This window comes from Streptomyces tibetensis (genome assembly GCF_007655005.1).
GTDB classification, from domain to species: domain Bacteria; phylum Actinomycetota; class Actinomycetes; order Streptomycetales; family Streptomycetaceae; genus Streptomyces; species Streptomyces tibetensis.
Map to the genome: position 1 here is coordinate 40,571 of NZ_SZVW01000032.1, position 22,083 is coordinate 62,653.

The window sequence follows — 22,083 nt, forward strand, 5'->3', positions numbered from 1 at the left end:
CCAGGCGCTTAGCGGTTGCCCCGGGCGGGGCCGCTGCTGTCCCGGATGGTCAGGGTCGGGCGCAGCAGCGTTACGACGTTGGTCGGCGGCCGGCCGGAGTCGACGGCTCGCAGCAGTAGTTCGACGGCCTGCTGGGCCATCTCGCGTTTGGGGAAGGTGACCGTGGTCAGTGCCGGGCGGATCCGCCCGACTTGGGCGATGTCGTCGAAGCCGACGACGCTGACGTCGTCGGGGACCCGCCGCCCGGACCGGACCACCGCTTCTATGGCACTGACGGCCAGGACGTCGTGGGTGGCGAAGATCGCCGTCAGCTCCGGATCTGCCTCCAGCGCCGCGCAGGCCGCGGCGAAACCGCCGGCGGCGTCGTCGCTGGTGCAGGCGAACACCTTGCGGTCGTCCAGCCCGTCGGCCGCGAACGCCCGGCGCAACCCCACGATGCGCGGCGTGTGCGCGGGGAGGTCGGCGATCACCGCGACGTTCCGGTGGCCGAGATCCCGCAGGTGGCACCCGGCCAGAAACCCTGCGTGCTGGTAGTCGATGGACACCACCGGGAGTGTGGTCGGAGGGTCGCCCTCCCAGGCGAACAGCGCGACCGGGAAGTCGGCCTCGGCGAGCATCGGCAGCTGCTGTTCGACGCCGTTGTCCCCGGCGACCAGCAGTGCGTCCACCGAGCGCGCGGCAAGGTTCTCCAGGTGGGCCCGGGTGTAGTCGGGATCGTCGCGCGTCGTGGCGAGCAGCAGGTTGTATCCGTGGCCGACCAGGAGGTTCTCCACCTCCTCGACCACCTCCGAATAGAACGCATTGGCCACCGACGGCACGAACAGCCCCACCGTCGACGTGCTGCCAGTGCGCAGTGAGCGCGCCACCAGGTTCGGCTTGTAGCCGAGTTCGGCGATCGCCTTGTTCACCTTCGCCAGCGTCTCCGGCCGTACCTTCTTGCCGGACACCACGTTGGAGACGGTCTGCTTGGTGACTCCTGCCCGAGCTGCTACCTCCGCCATTGTCACCACATGCGCTCCCCAAAACTTTTATCGATCCACGAAAGTGGCGTCAGCGTAGGGCGACCGTCCCAGGAGGGCAAGGCTTCGCACGGTGGCCGTGATTCAGCCGTTACGGAGCACGTGAGGAGGTCAGAAGCCGGTCATGACTGTTTTCGCGACTTGAAGTGCGCGGAGCATTGACGGTTCCGGAAATGCGGCAGTAACGTCCCCGCCACGCCAATCCTATGGATCGATCAACGTGGCGGCGGTGTCCCCCCTGGCCCACCGCGTGCAACAACACTCGATGTCACCTCGCGCTCCCGCGCTCGGTGCGTCGGGCTGGTCCTCTCGGCCGCGACGGCCCCCAACGGCCGCGGTCCGGCCGCAGCATCGCGAATGCTCCGCGCCGTCTCCAGCAGGCGGGGAGCGCCTGAACAGACCTGGAAAGGTCTCGTCCTGAGGAGAGACAGGCATGTACCGACCGGCCGGCGACGACGCCGACCCGACCCCCGCCCCGGCGCGACGCAGCTCGCGCGTGAGACGCATCATCGCGGGCGCTGCCGGCGCCACCATTGCGGTGGCGAGCCTCATGCTCACCAGCGCCGTCCCCGCACAAGCCGCCACCACCGTCCGCACGTACGCGCCGACGGGTGTGGGAGGCGGTACGACGACGTCCCCGGACCAGGCGTCCACCAAGTACCAGGTGCAAGTCGCCGGCACGCCCGTCCAGGCCGTGCGGTACACCGCGAACCGAAACAACTTCGACATCGCGCGCTTCGCGTCGGACTCCCGGACACCGACGATCACGGTCACGCTGCCCAGCACCACGATCGACACGGTGAACGTCTACCCGGCGCGCTACTACCCGCCCGGCAGCGTCTCGGTGAGCACGGACAAGCACACCCTGACGTTCCAGATGTCAGCCGACGCCGGGTTGAACCAAGCGATCGTGATGGTCAACGGCGACTCGACCAGCGTGACGGGACAGCCCTACCTGGCGGTCATCAACGACCCTCTGGAAGACCCGGCGCAGCGTCCGAACACCACGAGCGCATCGGACGGTTCCGGCGTCAACCTGCAGACCGGGGTCCTCAACTTCCAGCAGTTCGCCGCGAAGTACCTCGCGGCGCACCCGAACAGCACGGCTCAGCAGCCTCCCGCCGCGAAGACGAGCTCGATGGCCGGCAAGACGGTCAACGGCACCGCCATCCCCGCCGGTCAGAAGAGCTCGGCCGGGACCCTGGTGAGCGCGAGCAGCACCAATGTGCGGTACCCGAATGTGCGGATGATGGCCGCCGACGACGTCACGTACGCCCTGAAGGCCGCCATCGACACCATCAAGGCCAACCCCACGGCGCTCAACACGCTCTACTTCCCGAACGGCACGTACGTGTGGTCCGGTCTCATGGTCAACGGTGTGGACGGCAGCAAGCTCAAGGGCGGCAAGCTGAAGATCTACACCGACGACGGGGCCCTGCTGAAGAACCGCATCCAGGGGTACATGGAGGCGTTCGAGCCGGCGGTCGGGATCATCAACTCGAACAACATCGAAATCGACGGCCGAGGCGTCTACGACGGCAACGGCGTGGCGAACTACCGCAGTGACTCGCACGACGCCTACCGCAGCCAGCACCAGGGCGGCGTCATGGTCATGCACTCGTCGGACATCACGTTCAACGAGACCTACCTGCGCGACTCGAAGCAGTGGAACTGGGAGACCCACACCGCCAAGAGGGTGACGTTCAACAACATCAAGGGCCTCACCCCGTACCCCCAGCCGTGGATCGACGGGACGGACTTCGCGAGCGGCCAGGACATCACCGCCAACGGCGTCTTCACCCTCGGCAACGACGACGCGTTCGCCTCCGGCCACTACAACCCCAGCGACGGATTCACCCCGACGGCCGCCGGCGTGTGGGGCAACTTCCAGCTCGGCACCTCCACCCCCGACGTCCAGGGCTATGCCAACGCGGTGGGCGCCCACGACGCCGTCGCCGACGAGCTCGGGTTCGACAGCTACCACTGGGACAACGCGGACTCGAAGAACATCTCGGTCAAGGACACGCTGAGCTGGTCCTCCGGTGCCGGCAACTCGATCCGCATCGGATGGAGTTCGTGGGGATACAAGCTCAACAACTACACGTTCGACAACTTCAACTCCATCTCGCAGGGTGCCGGCGGCATCTTCACGCAGAACAGCCCCAAGCCGTACCCGCGTATCTCGAGCATCGTGATCAAGAACAGCTCGTTCGACACCTCCCGGTACGGGTCGGGACCGATCAGGCTCAACGGCGGCGACGGATCCACCCAGACCATCACCGCCGACGACCAGGCGACCTACGGGTTCGCCCCCAACCCTGACGGGTCGGGCGCCACGTACACGTACACCAAGACCCCGATCAGCACCTTCAACCTCGACAACGTGTGGTTCTCGGAGCAGAAGCCGAACAGCAGCCCGTTGAACGGCACCACGAACGTGACGCTGAACAACCTCCGTGTCGGGGGCCAGCTCGTCCAGTACTCCAGCCAGTTCCCGCTGGCGCCGAGCGGGATCGGCTCGGTGACGTCCACCTTCACGGGCGCGAACGGCCAGACCCAGAACGTCAAGGCCGGCGCCCTCACCAATGGCGACACCTGGGTGGGTGCGTGGACCGGCGACCAGACCAAGAACAACTCCTCGGACCTGACCCTCATCACCCGCAACACCGGGGTCGGCCTGATGGGCGAGCAGTACACCACAGGGTCCGGCGACGGAAAGATCTCCTACATCCAGTTCCCCCTCAACAGCCTCACCAGGGCACCGAGCCAGGCGACACTCCATCTCACCTACGTCGGCCACCGCTATTCGTCGGTCCCGTCGACTGACACCGACCAACTCCTCGTGCAACCCGTCACCGACACGACCTGCACCGGCGGCGGCACGTCCTGCCCGGTCAACACGATGACCTGGCAGAACCGGCCGAGCTTCACCGCCACGAACTCCTCCGTGGCGAAGTCGGCCACCTTCAACCTCGGTTCGACCGTCGTCGCCGAGGGCAGCGGGAACCACCAGGGCAACCCTGTCGACGGCCGCGACATCACCGTCGACATCACCTCCTTCGTCCAGAACGCCTACACGGCAGGTCAGTCCACGCTCCTGCTCGCCGTCGGCAACGCGGGGGGCACGAACCACGAGCTGCGCTTCGTCAGCTCGGAAGGCGCCACCGGCTCCGGGAAGCTCACCAACGCGACCGCCGACATGGCGCCCGGGCTGACCGTGACCCCGTAGACGCTCGATCGAGGCCGGCTCGTCCCGCTGGACGAGCCGGCCTCAGCCGCGTGGGCCCCCTACCGCTCGTCGAGAGCAGGCCGGCGCTCCGGTGCTGCTTGCGCGCGGTCCCCTGCCGACTCGGCAGGGGACCGTCCGTTTCCGAACCGTGACGATCGGCCTTCCCCACCCCTCACCTGCGGTGTCGTACTCACCGCCGCCATCTGGGCCCTACGTATACACCTCGCGTATACATGCTAGGTATACACAGTGTGTAGAGTGCGGATCATGTCCATCGGTCACACCCTCTTAGGGCTCCTGGAGTCCGGCCCGCGCCACGGTTACGACCTCAAGCGGGCCTTCGACGAGAAGTTCGGTCACGACCGGCCGCTCCACTACGGCCAGGTCTATTCGACGATGTCCCGCCTGCTGAAGAACGGGCTCGTCGAGGTCGGCGGCGTCGAGGCGGGCGGCGGTCCCGAGCGCAAACGCTACGCGATCACCGACGCCGGCATCACCGACGTACAGCGGTGGCTGGAGACCCCGCAGAAACCGGGGGAATACCTCCAGTCGCCCCTCTATACCAAAGTCGTCCTCGCCCTGCTCACCCGGCGCGACGCCGCCAAAATCCTCGACGTCCAGCGTTCCGAGCAGCTGCGCGGCATGCGGACCCTCACCGACCGCAAGAGCAAGGGCGATTGGGCGGATCAGCTGATCTGCGACCACGCCCTATCCCACCTGGCAGCCGACCTGCGCTGGCTGGAACCGACCGCTGCCCGACTCGACAAACTCCGCAAGGCTGTGACCCGATGACGACTTCTCCCACCGGTTCCCTGCTCGCCGCGCACGACCTGCGCAAGGCGTACGGCCCGACCCGCGCGCTGGACGGCGCCGAGTTCTCCGTCCACCCCGGCGAGGTCGTCGCCATCATGGGTCCCTCCGGGTCCGGCAAGTCCACACTGCTGCACTGTCTCGCGGGGATCGTGCCACCCGACTCCGGGTCGATCACCTACAACGGGCGTGAACTGACGGCGATGAGCGACGCCCAGCGCAGCGCGCTGCGCCGCTCCGAGTTCGGTTTCGTGTTCCAGTTCGGTCAACTGGTGCCCGAGCTGACCTGCGTGGAGAACGTCGCCCTGCCGCTGCGGCTGAACGGCTCCTCCCGCAAGGACGCCGAGCGAACCGCGCGCGGCTGGATGGCGCGCCTGGAGGTCGACGACCTCACGGCCAAGCGTCCCGGCGAGGTCTCCGGCGGCCAGGGCCAGCGCGTCGCCGTGGCTCGCGCGCTGGTCACCGGACCCCGCCTGCTGTTCGCCGACGAACCCACCGGCGCCCTCGACTCCTCCAACGGCGAACGCGTGATGGAACTGCTGACCGAAGCGGCCCGCTCGACCAATGCCGCGGTCGTCCTCGTCACCCACGAGACACGCGTGGCCGCCTACTCCGACCGCGAGGTCGTCGTCCGCGACGGCAGGTCCCGGGACATGGAGCGCGCCGTATGAGTTCTCGTAGGGGGCACCTCCCGCGCGAGCGAAGCCGAGCGTGGGGGAGGGCCGCGGACCTGGCCATGGGGGCACGCTTCGCCCTCACCGGCGGGCGCGAGGGCTGGGTCCGGATGACGCTCACCGCCGTCGGCGTCGGCCTCGGCGTGGCACTGCTCCTGCTGTGCACCGCCCTGCCCAACGTGTTCGCCGCCCGCGGCAAGGTGGAGGACGCCCGCTTCGACAACACGTTCACGTACTCCCAGAAGGCCCCGCCGAAGGCCGACAACACCTTCCTGATCGTCGACACCGACACCACCTGGCACGACGACGACGTCCGCGGCCGGCTCCTCGAGCCGGAGGGCAAGCGGGCACCACTGCCCCCGGGGGTCGACAGCTTCCCGGGCGAGGGCGAGATGGTCGTCTCCCCGGCACTCAAGGACCTGCTCGCCTCCGACGACGCCAAGCTGCTGCGGGAACGGCTGCCGTACAAGATCACCGGCACGATCGGCGAGAGCGGACTCATCGGCTCCCACGAACTGGCCTATTACGCCGGCGCCTCGGGGCTGAAACTCACGGAGTTCTCCCCGGTGCACCGGCTGACCGAGTACGGCAAACCGGACGCGAAAGCCGAGAAGACCGACCCGGTGCTGCTGCTCATGATCCTCGTCGTGTTCCTTGTGCTGCTGACCCCGGTCGCGGTGTTCATCGCCGCCGCCGTCCGCTTCGGCGGCGAGCGCCGAGACCGGCGGCTGGCCGCGCTGCGCCTGGTCGGCGCGGACCGCCACATGACCCGGCGGATCGCGGCGGGCGAAGCACTCGCGGGAGCCCTGCTCGGCCTGGTCGTCGGCACCGGCTTCTTCCTCCTCGGCCGTCGGACGCTGGGCTCCACCGAGGTGCTGGGCGTGAGCGTCTGGCCCAGCTACCTCGACCCCTCCCCGCTGCTCGCCGCGCTCGTCGCGGTGGCGGTCCCGGTCGCCGCCGTACTCGTCACACTGCTCGCGATGCGCGGCGTGGTCGTGGAACCGCTCGGCGTCGTGCGCGCGGCCACGCAGCACCGCCGCCGGCTGTGGTGGCGGCTACTGCTGCCGCTGGCCGGCCTCGCGATGCTCTACCCGATGATCGGCAAGGGCCACAGGAACGGAGAGTTCAACCAGTACCTCGTCATCGGCGGTGTGCTGTTGCTGCTGATCGGCGTCACCGCGCTGCTCCCCTGGGCCGTGGAGGCGGTCGTCGTCCGCCTCGGCAAGGGGGCGCTGTCCTGGCAACTCGCGGTGCGGCGGCTGCAGCTGAGCAGCGGAACCGCCGCACGCATGGTCAACGGCATCGCCGTCGCCGTGGCCGGAGCCATCGCCCTGCAGATGCTGTTCGCGGGCACGCAGAGCCAGTACGTCAAGGCCACCGGCCAGGATCCCGGCCGGGTCCAGATGCAGGTCGAGTTCAGCGACCGCAAGCCGCTGTCCGGTGTCGAGCGCGAATTCACCGGCACCAAGGGGGTGCGGACCGCGGTGGCCCTGGCCATCTCCCAGTACGGGGACACGCGTCGCGATCCGGAGAACAGCAACGGCCTGACCGTGGGCACCTGCACCGCCCTGCGCGAACTCGCCGCACTGCCCTCCTGCAAGGACGGCGACGTGTTCGTCACGCGCACGAGGAGCGGCTACGAGGATCCCAGCAACGCCGCCGAAATCGCCGTGGTCAAGCCCGGCCGGCAGCTCTACATCGACCCGTCGTACGGCGACGCCGGCGAACGCGGCATCGAGGCGCCCTGGACCGTTCCGGCGAACACGCGGGTGGTGGACGCGCGCAAGGACGCACTGGTGGAGTCCAACAGTGTGCTGGTCACCCCCGCCGCCCTGCCCGCCGAGGCGGCGCCCGCGCTGGCCTCGGACGGGGTCTATCTGCGCATCGACCCGTCGGTGCCGGAGGCAAGGGAGTACGCACGCAACGTCGCCGCCCGGATCGACCCCCTGGCCCACACCTACAGCTGGTCGGCGACCCAGGAGGACGAGAAGTACGCCTCCATCCGCACGGGCCTGTTCGTCGGCTCCGCCTTCGTGCTGGCACTGATCGGCGCGAGTCTGCTGGTCTCCCAGCTGGAGCAGCTGCGCGAGCGCAGGAAACTGCTCTCCGTGCTGATCGCCTTCGGCACCCGGCGCCGCACCCTGAGCCTGTCGGTGCTGTGGCAGACGGCCCTCCCGGTCGGACTCGGTCTCGTCCTGGCCACGACGGTGGGTGTCACCCTCGGCTCGGTGCTGCTGAAGATGACCCGTACACCGGTGGCCATGGACTGGGCGAGCGTCCTGACCATGACCGGCGTGGGCGCGGCCGTGGTCGGCGTGGTCACGCTCCTCAGCCTGCCGCCCCTGCTGCGGATGATGCGCCCGGAGGGCCTGCGCACGGAGTAACTCCACACGCATCCCCCGAAGTGGGCTCCTCCCGCCAGGAGGAGCCCACCCCCGCACGCAGGCAAGCCGGGCCGGCATCGGCACAGTCACGGCCGGGCAACCCTCCCGGGCACATGCTCAGGGAGCGGTATGACCGACCGAGCGAGATGGAAGACTGGCAGGAGCTCGGATCAGCGAGTCATCGCGTCGGCTCAGCACGGGAGGCGAAGCCATGTTCGACTACGTCAACGGACTGCGCCCCGAGGAGGCCGCACGCCTGCGCGCGCTGGTCGAGCAATCCCGACCCATTCTCGACCATCACGGGATGGAGGCTGTCCAGGCATTCCTGGCCGAGCGCGGTATGAGCACCATCCAGGCGATCGCAATCACCCGGGCGTTGCTCGGTATGGCGGAGACACCACTTCAGGTCGCCATCGAGATCGTGGGCACGAGCACGGCTCGGCAGTGAGTCGGGAGAAGAGGTTCTTGCGCCGGTCCGACCCTTCGAGTCACTCTGCACATGCGGTCGGGCGGGGTACTGCGTGCGGTGTCGTCAGCCGTTCAGGGGCGCGACGGTCAGCTTGTCGATGTCCGGCGCGTACGCCGTCGAGTTGCCGAAGGTGACGGTGTTGGTGCCGGCCTTGAGGGTGACCGGGACCGGCAGGTCCCAGAAGTCGGACCAGCTGTAGGAGTTGCGGAACATGACCCTCTGGGAGGTGTCGTCGACCGTGATGTCCGCTGCCCGGGAGATGACGTTGGTGTTGTAGTTGCCGGACCCCGCGACCTCGGCGTTGGCGTAGCGCACGTTCATCACGTAGCGCCCGGCCGAGGGGGCGTTCACCTTGAAGGTGAGCGTGTTGCCGGCGCCCAGTCCGACGTGCCCGACGTACTTGCCGCCGGAGGCCCAGGAGTTGCCGGAGACCGACGCGGTGCCCGCGGGGGTGGCGTCCTCGGCCTCGTAGGTCTTGGTCCCCGAGGTGCTGACCGCGCCGGTGACGCGCAGATCGCGCAGGGTGAGGCTGCCGTTGCCCGGGACGGCGGCGGTGATGCGGTTGTTGCCCTGCGACAGGTACAGCCGCAGGGACCTGTCGGTGACACGACCCCGGGTGGAGGGGAGCGCGGCGGCGGTGGCGCCGTCCAGGCTCAGGGCGCCCTCGCCGGTGGCGGCGTAGTCGGCGTGCACGGTGTAGTAGCCGTCGGCCGGCGCGTGGACGTCGAAGGCGGCCTTGTCACCGGGGCTCAGCACCAGGGCGCCGGCGCCGCTGATCCCGGAGGCGCTGTAGTCGTACGACGGGGACCCGCTGATGTCGGCGTAGGCCGCGGGGTAGACGGAGTCCGGGGTCCTGGACGCGGTGAGGTCGATCTTGTCGAGGGTGACCTCGTTCGTGCCCTTGCCCAGGGTCAGGGTGTGTTCGCCGGCCGTCAGGGACACGGGCGTGCGCGCCGTGGCGCGGTAGGTCCAGTTCAGAGTGGAGCCGTAGGTGAGGGTCTTCGGCGAGCCGCCGTCGACCGTCAGGGTCTGGGTGGCGGGCCCGCCGGACTGGTTGCCGTAGAAGACGTCCAGGTCGTAGGTGCCGGTCTTCGGAACGTCGACGGTGAAGGCGACCTTGCTGTCCGGCTGGTTCAGGCTGCCGACGTCCTTGGTGCCCGAGGTGGCGAAGCCGTAGGGGTTGCTCAGCGAACCCTGGGAGTAGACCGTGCCGCTGGTGATCGCGGCGTTCTCCGCCTCGTACGACGCGGACCAGGGCAGGCTCGCCGCGGTGGGTGAGCCGCTGCCGGCCGGGTTGACGGTGACGCGGTACGCCGCCATGGCGTCCAGGTTCGTCAACGGCACGGTGACGCTGCCGTTCGTGGCGACCTTGCTGGTGGTGCGGGACACCACGCTCGGCGCGGCGGCGCCCTCGTAGCCGCTCCAGCCGATGCGCTCGACGGTGACGTGGACCTTCTTGCCGAAGCGCTCGGGGACGTTACGGATCACCGTCTCGACGTCACCGGAGGTGCCGCCGAGCAGTACCTGGGCCTGTGTGCGGCCGGTGTCCAGTGAGGCGATGCCCTGGACGGTGTCGACCGTGTTCGGCTGCGGCGGGTCCAGCCGCACGGTCTTGCCGGTCAGGCCCGCGTACCAGCGCAGCAGCCACCAGGTGCCGTTGGGGATGTTGGTCTGCGCGGCGTTGTCGTTGAGGTTGCCCGCGATGTTCCAGTACGCCTGGTCGGCGTAGACCTTGTTGCGCTCGAACATCGACAGCCACTGGACCATCTGGCCGGGCACGGACTGGTCACGCCGGTTGCCGTACTCGTTGATGGCGACCGGCCGTTCGGAGATGCCGGCCTTCGCCTCGACGGCCCGGTAGTCGGCGAGGTGGGACTCGAAGTCCTTCAGGGAGCCCGGGCCCAGTTCGTGCCACGTCGTGACGTCCGGGAGCACCTTGTCGGCCTTGGCCCACGGGTAGAAGTCGCCCATGAGCCTGCCGTCGTAGTGGGTCTCGTTGGGCCCCGCTATCCGGGCGTCGGGGATGATCGAGCGGATCTTCTTGTAGACGGTGCTCCAGTCGCTCCGGAACCTGCCCAGGGCGCTCGCGTACTTGGCGCTGTCGCTACTGCCCAGATCCGGATACCAGTTGCCGTCCGGTTCGTTGAAGGGCACCCACACGAAGTCGTCCCGGTCGGGACGTGAGGCGACCTTGCGGACCATGGTGTCGACCTTGGCCAGGTAGTCGTCCAGACCGAGGTTCTCGTACGGCCACTGGGCGTAGACGTCCTGCATGTAGATGTGGACCTCGCCGCCGCCGTTGCGGTCGTAGCCCTTCTTGATCGCGAGTGCGTCCCCGTTGGGGTGCTGCGCGCCGTCCGGCGCCTTCTGCACGACCGTAGTCATATGCAGCGGGGCCACCAGCTCGTCGCCCGGGACGCCGTCGTCGCTGAGCCCGTACAGCGTTCCGTTGGCGCCGTGCATCACGTCGCCGGTGGTTTCGCCCAGGTCGACGGTGACCCGCGGGGTGGCCGCATGGGCGACCGGAGTGGTCACGGCCGTGCCGATCAGCGCGGCGGCGCAGGCGATGGCCCCCATGAGGCGCGCGGTGTTGCGTGAGGTGTGCTCGGTTCGGGGCATGTGCGTCCTCCGCCTCCCGCGTCGCTGCGGGAGGATGGTGAGTGGACCCGGGGGCCCGGACGGACCGGGCGGACCGGAGAGTGAGGGCCGGGGCGCGCGGGGAGTCGCGCCCCGGAGACCGTGGGCGCGCGCTACTTGACGGCGCCGCTGGTGATGCCGGCGACGATCCGGCGCTGGGCGATGACGAAGACCGCCACCATCGGAAGGCTCATCATCACGACGTAGGCGAAGATGAGGTGCCAGTTGTTCAGGTACAGCTGGGCGCTCGCGACCTGGTAGAGGTTGAGCGGGAGCGTGGCCTTCTCCCCACCGCCCAGCACGAAGAACGCGTAGAAGATGTCGCTCCACGCGAAGAGCATCACCATGATCGTCGCGGTGGCGATGACGGGGCGCAGGAGCGGCAGGATCACCTGGAAGAAGACCCGGGCCGGACCGGCGCCGTCCATGCGCGCCGCCTCCTCCAGTTCCTCGGGGAGGTTCCGGATGAAGCCGGTCATGAAGAAGATCGACGTCGACAGGTACATCCCGGTGTAGACCGCGATCATGCCCAACTGGGTGCCTGCAAGGCCGAGTTGACGCAGTTCCATGACGATGGTGATGACGGCGGGCGGCAGCAGGAGGCCGCTGATGCTCAAGGCGTACAGCGTGCCGGTCAGGCGCCCCTTGCGGCGGGCGAAGACCCAGGCGGCGCCGGCGCCCAGCAGCAGCACGAGCACCACGGAAGGGACCACGACCAGCAGGCTGTTGACGAAACCCTGGACGACCTTGCCCTGGTCGAAGGTCTGCTGGTAGTTCTCCGCGGCCTGCACCCGGTGCGGCAGCGAGAGGTTGGGTTTGATCGCCTCGGCCTGGGGCTTCACGGACGTCACCGCGACGAGCCAGAGCGGGATGCCGATGGTGACGGCCGCGATGAGCAGGACGGCCGCCGGCTGCAGCAGGCGTGGGGCGCGCCGGCGGGCGGGAGCGAACACGGTGGTGGCGGTCACTGGTTGTTCTCCCTCCGGCGCAGGCCGACGATCACGGGCACGGCGAGGACGACGACCACCAGGAAGAGCACCAGGCTCATCGCGGACGCCTGGGCGTACAGGCCCTGGCCGAAGATGCGGAACATGTAGATGTTGAACACCTCGGTCTCGCTGCCCGGACCACCCCCGGTGGTGGCCTGGACGATGTCGAAGGTGTTCATGGAGCCGATCAGCGCGGTCGTCACGTTGAACGTCACCGCGGGCGCCAGCAGCGGGAACCGGATCGACCAGAAGGTGCGCCAGGCGCCGGCCCCGTCGATCCGGGCGGCCTCCAGCACGTCACCGGGCATGCTCTTCAGGCCCGCGAGGTAGATCAGCATGGCCAGTCCCATCCACTTCCAGCCGTGCACGAGGGTCACCACGACCAGGGTCCAGGTCGTCGACCCCAGCCAGGGCGTGTCGAGCTGGTGCCCCGAGAGGGCGGACAGCACGCTGTTGAGCGCCCCGTCCTGCGCGAGCAGGGCCCGGAAGATGTAGCCCACGGCCAGGGCGGAGATCAGCACGGGCAGGAAGAACACCGCCCTGAAGAAGCGGTTGAAGCGGGTGTCCCGCTCCAGCAGCAGGGCCAGGCCCAGACCGAAGCCGTTCTGGAACACGGCCACCAGGACCGCGTACTCCAGGGTGATGCGGATGTCGCGGGCCATCGAGCCGTCGTTCAGGATGGTCTCGAAGTTCGACAGGCCCACGAAGCCGATCTGCGGGTGGAACGCCGACCAGTCCGTGAACGGGTAGACGAAGTTCAGCAGGTTCGGCAGCAGGAAGAACGCACCGAACACGGCGAGCGCGGGAAGCGCGAACCACCACGGCTGGTCGGCCTTCCTGCGGACGCGCTCGCGTCTGCTGCGGCGGGGCGATGCGCTCCGGTCCTTCGCGCGTGTGGCGTCGAGGGCGCCCCTGGTGGCGGTGTCCACCACTTTCTCACCTCCGAATGCGGGCCCGGGCGCGCCGCCGACGGCGGCCCGGGGAGCGGGCTGGTGAAAGGGCGCCGGTCAGAAGCCGGAGACGCCGCGCGCCTTGAGCACCTGCTCGAACTGGTCCTGGGCGGCCTGGGCGACCTGCTGGGGCGACTTCTTGCCGTAGATCATGTCGGCGAGGGCGAGGTGCATGTCGGGCGCGGTCAGGGCCTTGACCTGGAAGACACCGGTGGCGGAGGACAGCGCCTCGGCCTGGGCGATCGCGGTCTGCGGCAGACCGCCGGGGTTGGGCACCGACGGCTGCACCGAGACGAGCTTGTTCGCCTTGATGTAGTCCGGGTAGTCCTTGCCCAGCCAGAAGGACAGGAACTGCCGGGCGGCGTTCTGCCGCTTGGTGGCGCCGGTCTTGAAGGCGACGACGCCGTTGGTCTGGTCGGGCGAGTACTCGGCCTTGGCGGCGCTGTTGGCGATGGGGAACCAGCCGAGCTTCTCGTCCATCTCCTCCGCGCTGGAGGTGGCCTGTATCTGGGCCTGCAGCGAGGTGACGTTGAGAGCCATCGCGGCACTGCCGTCCATGATCGCCTTGCCCTGGTCGACGAACGTGGCCGTCTTGTAGTTCTTCTGCGCCAGGCCGCCGTCGAGGACCTTCGTCCTGTACGTGGTGATGGCGTCGACGATGGTCTTGTCGGTCCAACTGGCCTTGTTCTTGTTCAGCTTGTCCCAGAACGTCTGCGGCAGATCCGTCATCTGCACCTGGACCTGCCACTGCAGGGGCCACTTGTCGCCGCCGACCTCGAAGAAGGGGGCCGCGCCCGTCTTGGACTTGATCTTCGAGGCGGTGGCGAGGAGGTCGTCGTAGCTCTTCGGCATCGTGGTGATGCCGGCCTTCTTGAAGACGTCCTTGTTGTAGTAGACGCCGAGGACCGCGGGGCTGGTGACGATGGCCGCGTAGCGGTGGCCATCGACCTGGCCGAGGCTCTGCTCCGTCTTGCCGAGCCTCGGGACCCAGTCCTCGTTGTCGAGCTGGAGCAGGTTCTGCTGCGGCTGGATGAACGGCAGGGTGCTGCCCGTGGGCTGCCAGAACATCAGGTCCGGCTTGACGCCCGAGGCGAGCTTGGTCGGGACGTTCGACTCGTACGGGTCGGGGATGACCTCGGTGTTGATCTTGGCGCCGGTGGCCTTCTCGAACGCCTCGATGGCCTGCTTGGGTTGCCCGACGCTGTTCTGGGCCGTCCACATGGTGAGTTCGACACCCTTGAGGTCGGCGGTCGGGTCGACCGATCCCTCGGGAGCGGCGCCGGTTCCGCCGGCGGTGCTGTCGCTGCAGGCGGTGGCGGTCAGGCCGAGCAGACAGGCGGTGACAAGGACGGAGACGGCTCTTCTCATGGCGAGATCCTTGGTCGTGAGGAGCGGGAAGGCGGTGCGGTGCTGTCAAGAGAGGCGATGACTGCGGGGAACGGGAAGGGAGGAGGAGACGGGGCGCGTGGCTGTGCGTTCCGGCTCAGGTGCGGCGCGGGCCCGCACTCTCCCGGAGGATGAGGGCGGGTGCGGCCGGCAGTACCGCGGGTGCCTGCTGATCGGGGTCGAGCCGGGTGCGCAGCAGCCCGAAGGCGGCGCGGCCCAGCCCCTGGAAGTCCATGCGGACCGTCGTGAGGGACGGTGTGACGTAGGCGGAGTGCGGAGCGTCGTCGAACCCGATGACGCTGACGTCCTCCGGGACCCGTCGGCCCGCGTGGTGAAGGGCCCGCAGAACACCCAGCGCCAGGTCGTCGTTGCCGCAGAGGATCGCGGTGGCCTCGGGGTTCCGGGCGAGCTTCTTCCCGGCCTCGTACCCGGCCTGGGCGTCCCAGCCCTTGCCGGACGGCTCGGGAACGGCGACACCGGCCGACTCCAGGGCCTGGCGCCGGCCTTCGGCGCGCGGGCCCACCGAGCGCCGGGATCCGGTCGAGGCGGGAATCGCCACGTAGTGGACGGTGTCGTGCCCCAGCGCCAAGAGGTGTGCGGTTGCGGCACGGGCCGCCTCGCGGTCGTCTGCCCACACGGCGGGCAGACCGGGTGAGCTCCCCGGGGGCGGAGCCTCCACCACCGCCGCGCACGGCACGTGTGCCGGTACGCGGTCCAGGGCCGCCGCGCCGAGGCGGTCGAAGCCGATGACCACCAGGCCGCCACCGGTGTCGGCGGCCGAGGCGATCGTGCGGTCCAGGTCGTCCTCGAAAGTCAGGACCCGCACGCCGAGCGTGTGGCCCGCGGCGCGGGACGCCTCCTCCAGGCCCTGCAGGGTGGCCGCGTAACCGTGGAGCAGGGTGTTCGACGTGAGGACGGTGATCGACCGGTTCACGCCGCTGGCCAGTGCGAACGCGGTGGCGTTGCGCCTGAATCCCAGGACGGTGATGGCCTCCTGCACCCGCTTGCGCGTTTCCTCCCGGACGTTCGGGTGGCCGTTGATGACCCTCGAAACGGTCTGGTAGGAGACGCCCGCCGCCTGGGCGACATCGCGGATGCTCGCGGCCTTCTGCTGCCCCTGAGGAAGGTCGGCGGAGCTGCCCGACCTTGTGTGACCGGTCACAAACATGCGAGGATTGTGAGCGGTCACAACGCGGGCGTCAAGAGACCGTGAGCGCGAAATCAGCTCTCCGGCACATCCGCCGCCGGGGCCCGGCCTTGTCGCCGTTGGTGAATCCCCAGATCAACCCCACGTAGCCGCCGCAGGACCGAATCATCCCGGAAGGGGAATCGCGTTGACCGCTACCGTCGAAACAGCCGAGGGCAATCAGCTCTCCGGCACATCCGCCGCCGGGGCCCGGCCTTGTCGCCGTTGGTGAATCCCCAGATCAACCCCACGTAGCCGCCGCAGGACCGAATCATCCCGGAAGGGGAATCGCGTTGACCGCTACCGTCGAAACAGCCGAGGGCTCCTGGGTCTGGTCCCATCCGGAAACCGGCCTGCACGCCGTCATGGATGCCGGTGGAGCGGTGAGGCTGGGAAGACCCGGTCAGGACCGGGCCCGCCTGGTGCCCCTCGTCGAGGTCACCGCCACCGGCCACGGGCGCATGTGGTCGGGGGAGCGGTTCATCGAGACGGCCATCGGTGAGCGCCTGGCCTACCGGGGGCACGAGACGGTTCAGCGCGGCGGCGGGGAGTGTACGACGATCCGGCTCACGGATTCCGAGACCGGTCTGGCCGCCCACGTCACCCTGGAGACCCGTGCGGGCAGCGGTTGTCTGCGGGCCCGGGTGCGCCTCGTCAACGAGGGCGAGGTGCCGCTGCGGCTGGAGAGCGTCTCCACCCTGGCCTTCGGCGGCGTCGTCGACGGGGAGGGCGGCCTCGACGACCTGACCCTGCACTGGGCGGACAACGACTGGCTCGCCGAATGCCGGTGGCGGCAGGACGGGTTCCGCAAGCGGGTGGTCCCGCTGAGCCGCTCCGCCCACGGTCATGAGGGCCGGGGCTGCTTCGAGCGGTACTCACAGGGGAGCTGGTCCACCGGCCGCCACCTTCCCGTGGCCGGCCTCACCGACGCGGAAGGCCGCGCCTGGCTGTGGCAGATCGAGTCCAGCGCGGGCTGGCGCTTCGAGACGGGCGAACGCGAGGGCGCCGCCTATGTGGCCCTGTTCGGCCCCGACGACGCGCACCACCAGTGGCGGCACACCCTGGCCCCCGGCGAGGAGTTCCACACCGTCCCGGCCGTTCTCGTCCACACGCGGACCGGCGGGCTGGACGCGGCCTTCGGTGAACTCACCGACTACCGCCGGAGCATCCGCCGCGACCACTCCGACCACCGCGCACTGCCGGTGATCTACAACGACTACATGAACACCCTGATGGGCGACCCCACCACGGAACGGCTCCTGCCGCTGATCGAGGCGGCGGGTGCGGCCGGTGCCGAGGTGTTCGTGATCGACGCGGGCTGGTACGATGACGACGCCCAGGGCTGGTGGGACGCCGTGGGCGCCTGGGAGCCCGCTCCCCGCCGTTTCCCTGGCGGTCTGCCGGAGGTCCTGGACGCCGTCAGGGCGCACGGTATGACCCCGGGGCTCTGGCTCGAACCCGAAGTCGTCGGCGTGCGCAGCCCCCTGGCCCGCACCCTTCCTCCCGAGGCGTTCTTCCGGCGCGGCGGTCTGCGCGTCACCGAACACGGGCGGCACCACCTGGACCTGCGTCACGCGGCCGCCCGCGCCCATCTCGACGGGGTCGTGGACCGGCTGGTCGGTGAGTGGGGCGTCGGCTACCTGAAGCTCGACTACAACATCAACATCGGTCCCGGCACGGAGAGCGGCTCCGAGAGCGCGGGTGCCGGCCTGCTCGGGCACCACCGTGCCCACCTCGACTGGATGGCCTCGCTCCTCGACCGGCATCCCGGTCTCGTCCTGGAGAACTGCGGATCGGGTGGCCTGCGCATGGACTACGCGCAGTTGGCCGTCGCCCAACTGCAGTCCACCAGCGACCAGCAGGACCTCCTGCGCTATCCGCCCATCGCCGCCGCGGCCGCCACCGCCGTGACACCGGAGCAGGCCGCGGTCTGGGCCTACCCCCAGCCGGACCACACCCTCGACGAGATCGCCCTCACCCTCACCGGGGCCCTGCTCGGCCGCGTGCACCTCTCCGGCTTCCTCAACCTGATGAGCCCCGAGCAGTCCGGCCTCGTCCGCTCGGCCATCTCCGTGTACAAGGAGCTCCGGCCGGAGCTCGGCCGGGCGAGGCCGTTCTGGCCTCTGGGGCTTCCCGGCTGGGAGGACGAGTGGATCGCGCATGGACTTCGGGGCGGAGGGGCGACGTTCCTCTCCGTCTGCAGGCGGGCACCGGAGAACGCCGGAGCATCCACCCCGAGCAGCACCCTCGCCATCCCTCACCTGCGGGGTACGCAGGTCCGGCCCGAGGTGCTGTATCCGCCGACAGCCGATGCCACCGCGGAGTGGAACGCGGACGCGGGGCGGCTCACCGTCTCGCTGCCGCGCGGGAACACCGCCGTTCTCCTCCGGCTGGACCCGGTGGCGGCAAACGCGTAGGGGGACGTGCCGCAGGACCGCGGCCCGTTCCCGAACGGAACGGGCCGCGACCGCGCAGGAACTCCGCCGATCGCTGCCGGAAAGGAGGTCTCAGAACCGGGTGAAGAAGTTCCAGATCTCGCCCGGCACCCAGGTCCTGGAGCCGCTGTCACCGGCGGCCCCGTCCTGGGGTGCGGCGATGTGCCCCTCGTCGAACGCGGCCCACACGACCGGGCGTCCGGAGGAGCAGCCGGCGTACTGGGTGACGCGGTGCGCCCTGCTGCCCTGCGCGGGTTCGGGCGCGTTCTGGGCCGTGCACCCGTTGTTGCGGACGAACCGGTCACGCAGTGAACGTCCGCCGGCCACCCCGAGGACGGAGTCCCGGATGCCGTGGATGCCCAGGTACGCGATGGGTTGGGAGCCGCCGCTGCAACCGCTGAGCTGCCCGCCGGACTGAACGGCGACCGCGCGGAACACCGTCGCCCGGGAGCAGGCCAGGGCGTAGGTCATGGCGCCGCCGTAGCTGAAGCCGACGGAGAAGCGCCGGGTGGTGTCGACGCACAGCGCACCGTCGATCTGGCGGATCATGGCGTCGACGAAGGCCAGGTCCTCGCCGCCGGAGTTGGCCCAGCCGTTGTTCAGGCCCTGGGGTGCGATGAAGATGGCGCTGTTGTTCGCGAGCCGTTGGAGCCCGTAATAGGCCCAGGTGCCGTTCTGGACGGTGCGGCCGGTGGCCACGTCGGTGGACGTGCCGCCCAGCCAGTGGAAGCCGAAGACCATGCGGTAGGAGCGGTTGCGGTCGTAGTTGTCCGGCACCTTCAGGATGTAGCTGCGGTTCTTGCCGTTGATCTGCAGGGTGTGGGTGCCGCTGTTGAGCCCGGGGGCTTTGCCGCATCCGGCCGTCGCCGCAGGCGCCGCGGCCCCGGCGGGCGCGGTGCGTTGCCCGTCCGTGCCGTTGTGCAGAGCCGTACCGCTGGTGGCCGTGGCCACGGCGAGGAACGCCGCGGCGACGACGGACCACAACCTGGGTGACTTGCGTGCTGGCATCACATCACTCCTTCGCGTGGAAATAGGTGTGTGCATGACAAGTTCGCGTCGCAGGGGGCGCCCTCGGGAACTCCCGGTGGCCCCGGTTCTCCTGGATCGTCCGATACCTCGAACAATGCTCGGGGTTTCGGTATTGGGATGATAGAAAGCACGCGGCAACCGTCAATGCGTGGCACAGGCTTCCCGCGAGTGTGGCCGAACCCCGCCCGTGCGGTGGCTCCCGAAGGGCGCTACGCCTGAAGGTCGAGGGACTGCAGGTGCCGGCGGAGCCAGTGCTCGGTGTTGCTGACGTGCAGCAGGGCGGCGGCCTGGCTGAGGGCGGAGTCGCGGGTGCACAGGGCGTCGAAGATCGCCTGGTGTTCCGCCAGGGTCCGCTCGGACGACCGGTCGTCGCTCTGCCCGCGCCAGATGCGAGCGCGCAGGGTGCGGCCGGAGATCCCCTCGAGCAGGGTGAGCAGAGTCTCGTTGCCGGTGGCCGCGACGACCGCCCGATGGAAGGCGGCGTCGTGCGCGTTGAGCTGTTCGACGTCATCGCGTGCCTCACGCATGGCGTCCAAGTGCCGCTCGATGTTGGCCAGTTGCTCGTCCGTGACCCGGTGGGCGGCGAGCCCGGTGGCGAGCGGTTCGAGCAGCCGCCGCACCTCCATCAGGTCCAGCAGCGCGCCCTTGTCGCTCTGGAGGAGCTCCACCGCGCCGCCCAGGCCCTCCAGGAGCAGGCTCGGCTGGAGACTGGTCACGTACGTGCCGTCTCCTCGTCGGACCTCCAGCACCCGGGCGACGGACAGAGCCTTGACCGCCTCACGGGCGAGGTTGCGCGAGAGCCCCAGCTGCGCCGCCAATTCCGGCTCCGGCGGCAGTTTCGCGCCCGGGGGCAGCGCTCCCGAGCGGATGAGCTCACGGATCTGCTCTATGGCCTTGTCCGTCAGGGACAACCTGAGCTCCCTCCGTGAGCGCCGCTCCTCAGGGCCTCTTCCGCGGGTTTGGCAGGAGGGCCGTCCTATGTGACGCCGATGATAGCGGCACCACCGGCCGAAGATCCCTGGACGTATCCGGAGCGCGGGCGTCGCGTCGGGCCCGGCCGTCCGGGGCCTCCTGACGGTTCGCACCCGGCGTGGGCGGCCCTGGTCAGGAGGCGAGTCCGCCTGCCGGGCCGCCGCTCTCGGGCGAGCCGCTCGTGGACTCCAGGTGCTTCCGCAGCCACTGCTCGGTGTTGCTGACGTGCAGCAGGGCCGCCGCGTGGCCCAATGCCGCATCGCGAGCGGCCAGGGCGGCGTAGATCGCCTCGTGCTCCGCGAGGGTGCGTCCGTAGGACCGGCTGTCGACCAGGCCGCGCCAGATGCGGGCGCGCAGGGTGCGGCCCGAGATGCCTTCGAGGAGGGTGATGAGGGTTTCGTTGCCGGTGACGTTCGCGATGGCCCGGTGGAAGGCCGCGTCATGGGCGTTCAGCTGCTCGACCCCGCTCGCTTCCCGCATCGCGTCCAGATGTCCCTTCACCTCGGCCAGGCCGTCGTCCGAGATCCGGGCGACGGCCAGCGCGGTGACGACCGGTTCCAGAAGGCGCCGGACCTCCATGAGGTCGAGTACGACGCCCGGGTCCACCTGGAGCAGCTCCACCGCGCCGCCCAGCCCTTCGAGCAGCAGACCCGGCTGGAGGCTGGTGACATAGGTGCCGTCTCCCCGTCTGACCTCCAGGACGCGGGCCACGGCCAGCGCCTTGACCGCCTCGCGGGCCAGATTGCGGGACAGGCCGAGCTGGGCCGCCAGTTCCTGCTCGGGAGGCAGCTTGGAGCCGGGCGGGAGCGTACCGGAGGCGATGAGCTCGCGGATCTGCGCGATCGCCCTGTCGGTCAGGGACACGATGTGCTCCTCTCGGGGATGCCGTCACCCTGCGGGACCCGCCCGACGGGCACGTCGGGTCGGATGAGTCCCTGGTCGAGGAGGTCGTTCCAGAGGCCGGCGGGAGTGCTCCGGTGGTGGAGCTGCGCGTTGCGGGTGACCTGGCCGGCGTCGCGCATGCCGAGGGTGACGTTGACGACGTCGGGGTGGGTGTGGGGGAAGGCGATGGCCGCGGCGGGCAGACTCGTGCCGTGGGCCTCGCAGATCTCCGCGATGGCCAGGGCACGCCGTACGAGGTCGGGCGGGGCGTCCTGGTAGTCGTACTTCATGCCGGCGGCGGGACGGTCGCGGGAGAGCAGGCCCGAGTTGAAGACACCGACGGCGACGACGCTCTTGCCGGTCTCCCGCGCGGCCGGCAGGACGTCGTCGAGGGCGCCCTGGTCGAGCAGGGTGTAGCGGCCGGCGAGCATGACGACGTCGGCGGCGGTCTCGCGCAGGAACCGGGCGAGCATGGCGGACTGGTTCATACCGGCGCCGATCGCGCCGACGACGCCCTGGTCGCGCAGGTCGGCGAGGGCGGGCATGGCCTCGTCGGCGGCCTGTCGCCAGTGGTCGTCGGGGTCGTGGAGATAGACGACGTCCAGGTGGTCCAGGCCCGTGCGTTCCAGCGTGGCTTCGATGGAGCTCAGCACCCCGTCCCGGCTGAAGTCCCACTGACGGCGCACGTCGTCGCGGACGACGAAGCCCTCGCTGTCGACACCACGGGGGTTTTCGTTGGGGACGAGCAGGCGGCCCACCTTGGAGGAGACGACGTACTCGCTGCGCGGCCTCGCGCGCAGCGCGGTGCCGAGGCGGCGTTCGGACAGGCCCAGACCGTAGTGGGGGGCGGTGTCGAAGTAGCGGATGCCGGCGTCCCAGGCGGCGTCGACCGCGGCTGACGCCTCCTCGGGGGAGGTGATGCGGTAGAGGTTGCCGATCACGGAGGCTCCGAAGCCGAGCTCGGTGAGTTCGACACGGGTGTTGCGGATCGTTCGGCGGCGCAAGACGTTCTCCTCGGGGATGACGGGTCGC

At 69.6% G+C, this 22,083-nt stretch carries 16 protein-coding genes; 6 read left to right on the plus strand and 10 right to left on the minus strand.

Annotated features, from left to right (window positions below; all coding sequences use genetic code 11):
• Positions 1-8 precede the first annotated feature (8 nt).
• A complete protein-coding gene (locus FDO69_RS38525; protein WP_104788257.1) occupies positions 9-1,001 on the minus strand; it encodes a LacI family DNA-binding transcriptional regulator in 993 nt (330 codons plus the stop codon).
• Positions 1,002-1,452: 451 nt separating this feature from the next.
• Here FDO69_RS38525 and FDO69_RS38530 point away from each other — a divergent pair, with 451 nt between their 5' ends.
• The 5 genes from FDO69_RS38530 to FDO69_RS38550 all read left to right on the plus strand — a co-directional run bounded on the left by FDO69_RS38530 (position 1,453) and on the right by FDO69_RS38550 (position 8,564).
• Positions 1,453-4,248: a DNRLRE domain-containing protein gene (locus tag FDO69_RS38530; RefSeq protein WP_104788260.1), complete on the plus strand. Its 2,796-nt coding sequence runs from the start codon at positions 1,453-1,455 to the stop codon at positions 4,246-4,248.
• 267 nt (positions 4,249-4,515) lie between these two features.
• Positions 4,516-5,040, plus strand: coding sequence for a PadR family transcriptional regulator (locus tag FDO69_RS38535; protein ID WP_104788370.1), 525 nt, complete (start codon positions 4,516-4,518; stop codon positions 5,038-5,040).
• Positions 5,037-5,729, plus strand: a complete 693-nt coding sequence (locus tag FDO69_RS38540) for an ABC transporter ATP-binding protein (RefSeq protein ID WP_104788262.1) — start codon at positions 5,037-5,039, stop codon at positions 5,727-5,729. The genes FDO69_RS38535 and FDO69_RS38540 overlap by 4 nt, the downstream gene beginning before the upstream one ends.
• A gap of 65 nt (positions 5,730-5,794) precedes the next feature.
• Positions 5,795-8,116, plus strand: a complete 2,322-nt coding sequence (locus tag FDO69_RS38545) for an ABC transporter permease (RefSeq protein ID WP_159030688.1) — start codon at positions 5,795-5,797, stop codon at positions 8,114-8,116.
• A 211-nt stretch (positions 8,117-8,327) separates the two neighbouring features.
• Positions 8,328-8,564 (plus strand): hypothetical protein, encoded by a 237-nt coding sequence (locus tag FDO69_RS38550; protein ID WP_104788268.1) that lies wholly within the window; start codon positions 8,328-8,330, stop codon positions 8,562-8,564.
• Positions 8,565-8,648: 84 nt separating this feature from the next.
• Here the strand turns inward: FDO69_RS38550 and FDO69_RS38555 are convergent, their stop codons facing one another.
• The 5 genes from FDO69_RS38555 to FDO69_RS38575 all read right to left on the minus strand — a co-directional run bounded on the left by FDO69_RS38555 (position 8,649) and on the right by FDO69_RS38575 (position 15,715).
• On the minus strand, positions 8,649-11,204 hold the full coding sequence (locus tag FDO69_RS38555) for a CBM35 domain-containing protein (protein WP_104788270.1): 2,556 nt from the start codon (positions 11,202-11,204) through the stop codon (positions 8,649-8,651).
• Between the two features lie 131 nt (positions 11,205-11,335).
• Complete coding sequence (locus FDO69_RS38560) at positions 11,336-12,190, minus strand: carbohydrate ABC transporter permease (protein WP_104788273.1); 855 nt, start codon at positions 12,188-12,190, stop codon at positions 11,336-11,338.
• Positions 12,187-13,143: a carbohydrate ABC transporter permease gene (locus tag FDO69_RS38565; RefSeq protein ID WP_104788276.1), complete on the minus strand. Its 957-nt coding sequence runs from the start codon at positions 13,141-13,143 to the stop codon at positions 12,187-12,189. Before FDO69_RS38565 ends, FDO69_RS38560 begins: the two co-directional genes overlap by 4 nt.
• A gap of 75 nt (positions 13,144-13,218) precedes the next feature.
• On the minus strand, positions 13,219-14,529 hold the full coding sequence (locus FDO69_RS38570) for an ABC transporter substrate-binding protein (protein ID WP_104788278.1): 1,311 nt from the start codon (positions 14,527-14,529) through the stop codon (positions 13,219-13,221).
• 115 nt (positions 14,530-14,644) lie between these two features.
• Positions 14,645-15,715 carry a LacI family DNA-binding transcriptional regulator gene (locus FDO69_RS38575; RefSeq protein WP_104788280.1) on the minus strand — a complete coding sequence of 357 codons (1,071 nt, stop codon included), beginning with the start codon at positions 15,713-15,715 and terminating at the stop codon, positions 14,645-14,647.
• 383 nt (positions 15,716-16,098) lie between these two features.
• Between FDO69_RS38575 and FDO69_RS38580 the strand changes: the two genes are divergently transcribed.
• Positions 16,099-18,150 carry a glycoside hydrolase family 36 protein gene (locus FDO69_RS38580; protein WP_234388287.1) on the plus strand — a complete coding sequence of 684 codons (2,052 nt, stop codon included), beginning with the start codon at positions 16,099-16,101 and terminating at the stop codon, positions 18,148-18,150.
• Positions 18,151-18,240: 90 nt separating this feature from the next.
• Here FDO69_RS38580 and FDO69_RS38585 read toward each other — a convergent pair whose 3' ends face one another.
• From FDO69_RS38585 to FDO69_RS38600, 4 genes are all read right to left on the minus strand, one after another.
• Positions 18,241-19,176, minus strand: coding sequence for a CE1 family esterase (locus FDO69_RS38585; RefSeq protein ID WP_234388285.1), 936 nt, complete (start codon positions 19,174-19,176; stop codon positions 18,241-18,243).
• 230 nt (positions 19,177-19,406) lie between these two features.
• Positions 19,407-20,108 carry a FadR/GntR family transcriptional regulator gene (locus tag FDO69_RS38590; RefSeq protein ID WP_104788286.1) on the minus strand — a complete coding sequence of 234 codons (702 nt, stop codon included), beginning with the start codon at positions 20,106-20,108 and terminating at the stop codon, positions 19,407-19,409.
• 193 nt (positions 20,109-20,301) lie between these two features.
• The gene (locus FDO69_RS38595) at positions 20,302-21,033 is read right to left on the minus strand and encodes a FadR/GntR family transcriptional regulator (protein WP_104788289.1); all 732 of its coding nucleotides are present in this window, start codon (positions 21,031-21,033) and stop codon (positions 20,302-20,304) included.
• Positions 21,024-22,055, minus strand: a complete 1,032-nt coding sequence (locus FDO69_RS38600) for an aldo/keto reductase (protein WP_104788292.1) — start codon at positions 22,053-22,055, stop codon at positions 21,024-21,026. The genes FDO69_RS38595 and FDO69_RS38600 overlap by 10 nt, the downstream gene beginning before the upstream one ends.
• Positions 22,056-22,083 lie beyond the last annotated feature (28 nt).

Bases quoted from the DNA above. Each gene is read 5' to 3' on its own strand.
- FDO69_RS38535 (WP_104788370.1), top strand. From the start codon at position 4,516: ATGTCCATCGGTCACACCCTCTTAGGGCTCCTGGAGTCCGGCCCGCGC.
- FDO69_RS38525 (WP_104788257.1), bottom strand. From the start codon at position 1,001: ATGGCGGAGGTAGCAGCTCGGGCAGGAGTCACCAAGCAGACCGTCTCC.
- FDO69_RS38580 (WP_234388287.1), top strand. From the start codon at position 16,099: ATGGATGCCGGTGGAGCGGTGAGGCTGGGAAGACCCGGTCAGGACCGG.
- FDO69_RS38540 (WP_104788262.1), top strand. From the start codon at position 5,037: ATGACGACTTCTCCCACCGGTTCCCTGCTCGCCGCGCACGACCTGCGC.
- FDO69_RS38570 (WP_104788278.1), bottom strand. From the start codon at position 14,529: ATGAGAAGAGCCGTCTCCGTCCTTGTCACCGCCTGTCTGCTCGGCCTG.
- FDO69_RS38585 (WP_234388285.1), bottom strand. From the start codon at position 19,176: ATGCCAGCACGCAAGTCACCCAGGTTGTGGTCCGTCGTCGCCGCGGCG.
- FDO69_RS38530 (WP_104788260.1), top strand. From the start codon at position 1,453: ATGTACCGACCGGCCGGCGACGACGCCGACCCGACCCCCGCCCCGGCG.
- FDO69_RS38545 (WP_159030688.1), top strand. From the start codon at position 5,795: ATGGGGGCACGCTTCGCCCTCACCGGCGGGCGCGAGGGCTGGGTCCGG.
- FDO69_RS38575 (WP_104788280.1), bottom strand. From the start codon at position 15,715: ATGTTTGTGACCGGTCACACAAGGTCGGGCAGCTCCGCCGACCTTCCT.
- FDO69_RS38550 (WP_104788268.1), top strand. From the start codon at position 8,328: ATGTTCGACTACGTCAACGGACTGCGCCCCGAGGAGGCCGCACGCCTG.
- FDO69_RS38555 (WP_104788270.1), bottom strand. From the start codon at position 11,204: ATGCCCCGAACCGAGCACACCTCACGCAACACCGCGCGCCTCATGGGG.